The 6554-nt window shown below is 30.7% G+C and carries 7 protein-coding genes and 1 riboswitch; of the genes, 5 read left to right on the top strand and 2 right to left on the bottom strand.

Going from position 1 to position 6554, the window contains the following annotated elements; translation table 11 throughout:
• Positions 1-192 precede the first annotated feature (192 nt).
• Positions 193-528: a hypothetical protein gene (locus V5784_RS08305; protein WP_336888565.1), complete on the top strand. Its 336-nt coding sequence runs from the start codon at positions 193-195 to the stop codon at positions 526-528.
• A 306-nt stretch (positions 529-834) separates the two neighbouring features.
• A complete protein-coding gene (locus tag V5784_RS08300; protein ID WP_336888564.1) occupies positions 835-1245 on the top strand; it encodes a hypothetical protein in 411 nt (136 codons plus the stop codon).
• Positions 1246-1270: 25 nt separating this feature from the next.
• Here the strand turns inward: V5784_RS08300 and V5784_RS08295 are convergent, their stop codons facing one another.
• Positions 1271-1954: a Crp/Fnr family transcriptional regulator gene (locus V5784_RS08295; RefSeq protein WP_336888563.1), complete on the bottom strand. Its 684-nt coding sequence runs from the start codon at positions 1952-1954 to the stop codon at positions 1271-1273.
• An 84-nt stretch (positions 1955-2038) separates the two neighbouring features.
• A riboswitch (purine riboswitch) is annotated at positions 2039-2135 on the top strand.
• A gap of 83 nt (positions 2136-2218) precedes the next feature.
• On the opposite strand from V5784_RS08295, the gene V5784_RS08290 reads away from it, so the two are divergent.
• Positions 2219-3226 (top strand): BMP family ABC transporter substrate-binding protein, encoded by a 1008-nt coding sequence (locus tag V5784_RS08290; RefSeq protein ID WP_336888562.1) that lies wholly within the window; start codon positions 2219-2221, stop codon positions 3224-3226.
• A gap of 92 nt (positions 3227-3318) precedes the next feature.
• Here V5784_RS08290 and V5784_RS08285 read toward each other — a convergent pair whose 3' ends face one another.
• The gene (locus V5784_RS08285; RefSeq protein WP_336888561.1) at positions 3319-3975 is read right to left on the bottom strand and encodes a Crp/Fnr family transcriptional regulator; all 657 of its coding nucleotides are present in this window, start codon (positions 3973-3975) and stop codon (positions 3319-3321) included.
• A gap of 158 nt (positions 3976-4133) precedes the next feature.
• Between V5784_RS08285 and V5784_RS08280 the strand changes: the two genes are divergently transcribed.
• Positions 4134-5435 carry a thymidine phosphorylase gene (locus tag V5784_RS08280; protein WP_336888560.1) on the top strand — a complete coding sequence of 434 codons (1302 nt, stop codon included), beginning with the start codon at positions 4134-4136 and terminating at the stop codon, positions 5433-5435.
• A 265-nt stretch (positions 5436-5700) separates the two neighbouring features.
• The gene (deoC, locus tag V5784_RS08275) at positions 5701-6366 is read left to right on the top strand and encodes a deoxyribose-phosphate aldolase (protein ID WP_336888559.1); all 666 of its coding nucleotides are present in this window, start codon (positions 5701-5703) and stop codon (positions 6364-6366) included.
• The last annotated feature ends 188 nt before the right edge of the window (positions 6367-6554 follow it).

The raw sequence follows: 6554 nt of genomic DNA, 5'->3' as shown, positions 1-6554 counted from the left end.
TAAAAAGGTATATTAATTTTTATAATAACGATAGAGGACATAGTTCTTTAGATTATGAAACACCTGCTAAGGTATATTTTGGTACTCAAAAAATTGCTTAAGTTTTTTCATAAACTGTTTGACAAACACGACCACCATAGTATGACTTTAAACTTTTTTTCCCCGTTTAAAATAGAAAAATCAGAAAATGAGATGTGTGAGTTTATTTTTGAGGTTAAAAACATAGAAAAATTAAAATTAAAAGCTCCTATGGGTGATTCTGGGGGTGGAGCAAGTCGAACAGAAGTAGATTGTCTTTTAACAGTAAATAATGGAACACAGCATTTATTCGAGATAAAATATACAGAAGATGGTTTTGGGAAAGTAAAGAATGAACCAAAATATGAATCAAAATGGTTTGGGACTTCTAATATAGAATCTAACTTGAATATACCCAATAAAGATAAACAAGTTCAATATAATAAAGTAATTGAATTATTTAATGAAAATACTATTGATTATGAATTGTATTATTTCAAAAAGAAATAATGCTCAATACAGAGAATTCATAAGCTTTAGAAAAAATATGAAAATAGATTATTTCAATAAGGTTAATATTTATTATTGGGAAGATATAAACCAAGCCGCTTTGAAAATTTCAGAAAAATATCCAAGTAAAAAGTTAAAAGATCATTATGAAAGATTTCAAAAGGTCTACTTAAATTTTTAAATAAAATAAATCCCTCCTACCGTATTTAGAGTAATCTATTTCGTCGGAGGGTTTTAATTTTATAAATTTTAAATGGCTCATATGGTAAAATGTAATATAAAAAAATATTTAGGAGATGAAAGATAATGGAAAATGAAAATCACGTATTGAAGATAAAAGAAAAGGTAGCGGATCATATAGATGGAAGATTTATTTCAAATACCATAGTAGATGGAGATATCTATATTTTAAAGTATTGCAAATTAGATAAGGATAAATTTGGATATAAATTCATGCTTATGCTTTTTAAAACTAGTTATGATGGGGAAAGATTTGTAAATGAAGGCTGTGTAGACAATATCTTGATAGAATTTGATAAAGTACTAAGAACAGATCTTAGAAATAAAAAAGTTAGAGAGATCTATTTATCATTATTTGAAAAAATTAACAGGATGCAAAAAGAACTTGCGGCAGAAAAGAAGATCATCTGGAAAGAGATAGTTCCGGCTATCAAAGCAGATATCATAAATATGAAACACGATATAAAAAATATGTAAAAAAAAAGAGTGAAAGCTCTTTTTTTTAATACAACTCTATATAATATTCACTTAATTTTTCATAATCTGTAATAACTATCCTTCTTTTGTCTTTTTTTATCAGCCCCTGGTCGATGAATTTTTTTAGGACTCTATTGAGGTGCCTATAGCTAGTTCCTAAAATTTGGGAAAGATCGTTAAAACTGGTGGATTCTAACAAGATTTCATTTCCTTTTTCCACAGCATGGGTGATGAGATAGTTGGCTAAAACATGCTCAAAACTGTAGGAGGAGGAGATAATATTGGAATTTACTGTAGCTTGTAATTTATTCAATGTAGAGCTATACAGGTATTTCCAAAATTTTGGATCATCGGCAATTAATTTTGAAAAAATACTCATACTGATACCTATTACAGTGGTGTCCTCAGTAGCAATAATATCATATTTTGAATATGGATTGTTTATTATTTCCATCTCTCCTAACATCTCCAAGGGTTTACTGTAATCAATTAGAAGAGATTTTCCATTCTCTAAATTTAAAATGATTTTCGTTCCCCCGGTAACCAATAGATAAAAATAATTTACCTTCTCAGAGGAAGTAAATAGATGCTCGTCTTTTTTAAACTGGTAGAGAGACATATATTTTTCAAGATTATTAGAGAATATGGAGTTGATATTGTATAATTCAATATATTTTTTTAATAAATTGGAACTGTTGATGATTTTCACAGATTCTACCTCCGTTTTTTATTATTATACCCTAAAAAAGGACATAGGACCTATTTTTATCTACAGTATTATACTATCATATTACCATAAAAAAATAAATCAACTCATATAAATTTGTGATATGGACAAAAGTTTCTACGGCTAACCTCAATTAGCCACTATGAGTAAATTGCGAGCAGTTTACTTTTTGGTAAGCTGTTTTTATTTTATGCATACAGAAATAAGATATTGTTGATGGTTTTTAAAAATCAGGAGGAATAAAAGATGAAAAGAATAATATTATTTTTAATGGGTTTGAGCTTGATCTTGTTGACTGCATGTGGAAAAGAAGAGAACACTAAAAACGCCGAAAATGAAGGTGTAAAAAAAGTTGATTATAAAGTAGGAATAGTACTTGGTTTAGGTGGCTTAGGAGATAAATCTTTCAATGATTCGGCTTATAAAGGTCTTTTGAAAGCTGAAAAAGAATTAGGAGTAAAAATTAAATATGTAGAGCCTACGACACTTTCAGAATTTGATCAGTTTTTTACTGAGTTTGCAGAAGCAAATTATGATCTTATAATCGGTGTTAGTTTTGATGCTGAAAAAGGTATTGAAAAGGCAGCGAAAGAATATCCCGAAAGTACTTTTGTAATTATAGATTCAGTTGTAGACCTACCAAATGTAAAATCTATAATCTTTAATCAAAAAGAGGGTTCTTTCTTGGCAGGAGCTATAGGAGAAATGGTAAGTAAAAACAAATCATTAGGGTTTATAGGTGCTATAGAGATTCCAATAATAAAGAGTTTTTATGAAGGTTATGAGCAAGGAGCACAATATATGAATCCAAATATTGAAGTAAGGGATATATATGTTGGTGGAGGTAATTCATTTAATGACCCTGCTAGAGCAAAGGAACTCGCTATATCCATGGCAGAAAATGGTATAGATGTTATTTTTACAGTAGCAGGCGGATCTGGTAGAGGAGTCATGGAAGCTATAAAAGGTAGAGAAGGTCTATATGGAATTGGTATAGATTCAAATCAGGATGGAGAAGTAGAGGGGAAAATCTTGACTTCAATCTTAAAAAGAGTGGACGTATCTATATTTGATGCCACTTTCGAGGGCTTAGCTGGAAAATTTACAGCAGGAACAGTTGTCTTAGGATTGAAAGAAAATGGAATAGGAACTACTAATTTTGAATTTTCTAAAGAAATTATTGGAGAGGAAAATTTAGCTGAATTAGAGCAAATAAAGAAAGATCTTATTTCAGGAAAGATTAAAATAAAATAAATAAAAAATCCTCCATTTTTGGAGGTTTTTTTATTATCTAGGAAATTATAAATGTGAATTTCGTTAGAGTTGTATATGAAAGATATAAAGTCTTATATCTCTTTAGAATATCTTTTTATAGCGTCTTTATCTAGGGTAATGATACTTTTTCGATCCTTCTTTATGATCCCTGAATCTGTAAAAAACTTTATGATCCTAGTCAAATTACGGTAACTGACATTTAATTCTTTAGATAGTTCATTTAAAGATTTAAAATTGATAAGGTGATCGTTTTTAACCAAGTGAAGGGCTAAGATGTTTTTTAAATTAAATCCTTCTTTTAGGAGGATAGCTCTATTGGTTTTTAATAATTTTTGGATAGAAGCTACTCCTAAAAACCTCCATAGTTGGGAATTTTCCTTTAAATGTGCCTCAATAGCCTTAAATGAGATACTCATAATAAGGGTGTTATTAGAATTGGCAATTACATCAAATAACATAGAAGTTTCTCCTAAATATTCTACATCTCCAAATATTTCTGGTGGAGATAATTTATTTATGAAGATACTCCTACCACTGGCTAAAAAAGAGTGGATATCAACTCCTCCAGATACAATAAAATATATATGTTTTACCTCATCTTTGGCGTTGATTATATTTTCTCCCTGGGAGTATTTTTTAAATTTAAATAAATTGACGTTCTCCTTGGAAAATAAGTTATTCAATTTATGTGTATCTATAAAGTTTTCTATGATTTGAGTATTTTTCATCTATTCCCTCCATTTCTGCCACCTGTCCTATAATTAACTTATAAAATCTTATATCATATTTTTAGAAGAAAATCAAAATAATAATAATGATTTAATAGGAAATAAGAAAATATAAGTTATAGTATATAGATATAGCTGTATTATATGGGGAGGCTAAAATGAGAATAGTTGACATTATCCAAAAGAAAAGAGAAAAAGAAATTTTAACCGATGAAGAAATAAGATTTTTATTGGAAAATTACCAAGCAGGGGAGGTACCTGATTATCAAATTGCATCTTTTTTAATGGCTGTTTACTTTAACGGAATGACTACAGAGGAATTGAAAGTATTCACAGAAACTATGATAGATTCGGGAGAGACAATAGATTTTCCTGGTGTGGAAAAATTCTTGATAGATAAACATTCTACAGGAGGGGTAGGAGATAAAACAACTATCGCTTTAGCTCCTATATTTGGCGCACTAGGAATGGGAACAGCAAAATTATCTGGTAAAGGGCTGGGTCATACTGGTGGAACTATAGATAAATTTGAGTCGATCAAAGGATTTAAATTTAGTAATACAAAAGAAGAATTAATAAAAATAGTAAATGAAACAGGAACAGGACTCATGGGGCAAGCAGACACAATAGTTCCTTTGGATAAAAAACTTTATGCACTTAGAGATGTTACGGCTACTGTATCGAGTATTCCTCTTATTGCCAGCTCTATAATGAGTAAAAAATTAGCAATTCATGCAGATGCAATAATTTTAGATGTAAAGGTAGGATCTGGAGCATTTATGAAAGATCTTACCGAAGCACGTAAATTAGCTCAAACAATGTATGATTTAGGAAAAGCATTTGATAGAAACATCGTGTGTATGCTGACTAATATGGATGAACCGCTGGGGAATGCTGTAGGAAATTCCCTGGAAATAGTGGAAGCCGTGGAAACTCTAAAAGGAAACGGACCTGAGGATTTCACTTATTTGGTAGAAGTATTAGGAGCACAGGCACTGATCTTAAAAGGTGATGTAAAAACATTGGAAGAAGGGATCGAAAAGGTAAAGGAAGTTATAGAGAACGGAAAAGCTCTTGAGATGCTGAAAAAATTCATAAAAGGTAGTGGTGGAAATCCGAATATCTGTGACGATTATTCGTTGCTTAATATAGCTACTGAAACTTTTGAATTCAATGTAGATGAAAGTGGATATATAAAACATATCGATGCTGAAAAAATAGGTAAGGCTGCTATGATGCTCGGAGCTGGAAGAGCTACAAAGGATGACCTAATAGATCATTCAGTTGGACTAATCATGCATAAGAAGGTAGGAGATCAGTTTGAATCAGGGGAGGCTATTTTAACTCTATATCATCAAAACAACATGAGAAATGAAATTTTAGAAACTTTGAGAAGTGCTTTTGTATTCTCTAAAGAAAAAGTAGAAAAAATCCCAACAATATTAGATATAATAGGGTAACCCTTCCTTTTTATGGGATTCAACGATTATTAAAATCGACATTCTAAATCAAGTTTTAGTTATACTTGATTTAGATAATCGTAGAAAAACGTATAATTAAAACTTAATTTATAAATGTTGACCGATTTACGAGTACTTAAATTTCTTTTTAATAAAAAGAAATTTTGCGATGTGAAAACAGGGAAACCGAGGTTAGACTAGGATGAAGGAATAATTTAATCTGTGAAAATTAGTGGGGAAAATAAAAAAATGGAGGAATAAAATCATGGAAATAAACAAGTATATAGATCATACAGTGTTAAAGGCAACGACTACAGAGGCAGATATAATTAAATTATGTAAGGAAGCCTGTGAATATAACTTCTTTTCAGTATGTGTAAATGGATCGTATGTACCTTTAGCTAAGAAACAATTAGAGGGATCGGATGTAAAAATTGCAGCAGTAATAGGATTTCCACTGGGAGCTATGTCTAAAGATGCAAAGATATTTGAAACTAAAAAATGTATCGAAGATGGAGCAGATGAGATCGACATGGTACTCAATGTTGGATTCTTAAAAGATGGTAAATTTGACGAGGTAGAATCTGAGATCAGAGGGATAAAGGAAGCTATGGGAACTCATATATTAAAAGTTATCCATGAAAACTGTTACCTAACAGATGAACAAAAAAGAAAAGCTTGTGAGCTTTCTGTCAGTGCAGGAGCAGACTTTGTAAAGACTTCTACAGGATTTGGAACAGGAGGATCTACATTTGAAGATGTAGCTCTTATGAAGGAAGTAGTAGGGGATAGAGCACAGATAAAAGCCGCTGGAGGAGTAAGAGATATAGAAACTGCCATGAAATATATTGAGATGGGAGTAACTAGATTAGGAACTTCTTCTGGTGTCAGCTTAGTGAGTACAGGAAAAGCAAAAGAAGGAGAATACTAAAATTTAAAAAAGAATATTGTCTCCATAATGATTCCTTGTAGTTCCAACCCGGGGCTGTTGCAAGTTTTGTGTAAACTCTAAAAATTAATGTAAAACTTTTATAAAAAGAGGAGTAATAATTCTTTAATTATTGCTTCTCGTTTTTAATATATTAGAACTTTATTTTTTGTATGTCAATAGCAGAGCCT

The organism is Psychrilyobacter sp., assembly GCF_037132775.1.
Classification (GTDB): Bacteria; Fusobacteriota; Fusobacteriia; order Fusobacteriales; family Fusobacteriaceae; genus Psychrilyobacter.
The sequence above is the reverse complement of the archived record's forward strand: the minus strand, read 5'-3'. Positions and strand labels throughout refer to the sequence as shown.

Bases quoted from the DNA above. Each gene is read 5' to 3' on its own strand.
- V5784_RS08300 (WP_336888564.1), top strand. From the start codon at position 835: ATGGAAAATGAAAATCACGTATTGAAGATAAAAGAAAAGGTAGCGGAT.
- V5784_RS08285 (WP_336888561.1), bottom strand. From the start codon at position 3,975: ATGAAAAATACTCAAATCATAGAAAACTTTATAGATACACATAAATTG.
- V5784_RS08280 (WP_336888560.1), top strand. From the start codon at position 4,134: ATGAGAATAGTTGACATTATCCAAAAGAAAAGAGAAAAAGAAATTTTA.
- V5784_RS08290 (WP_336888562.1), top strand. From the start codon at position 2,219: ATGAAAAGAATAATATTATTTTTAATGGGTTTGAGCTTGATCTTGTTG.
- deoC (WP_336888559.1), top strand. From the start codon at position 5,701: ATGGAAATAAACAAGTATATAGATCATACAGTGTTAAAGGCAACGACT.
- V5784_RS08305 (WP_336888565.1), top strand. From the start codon at position 193: ATGTGTGAGTTTATTTTTGAGGTTAAAAACATAGAAAAATTAAAATTA.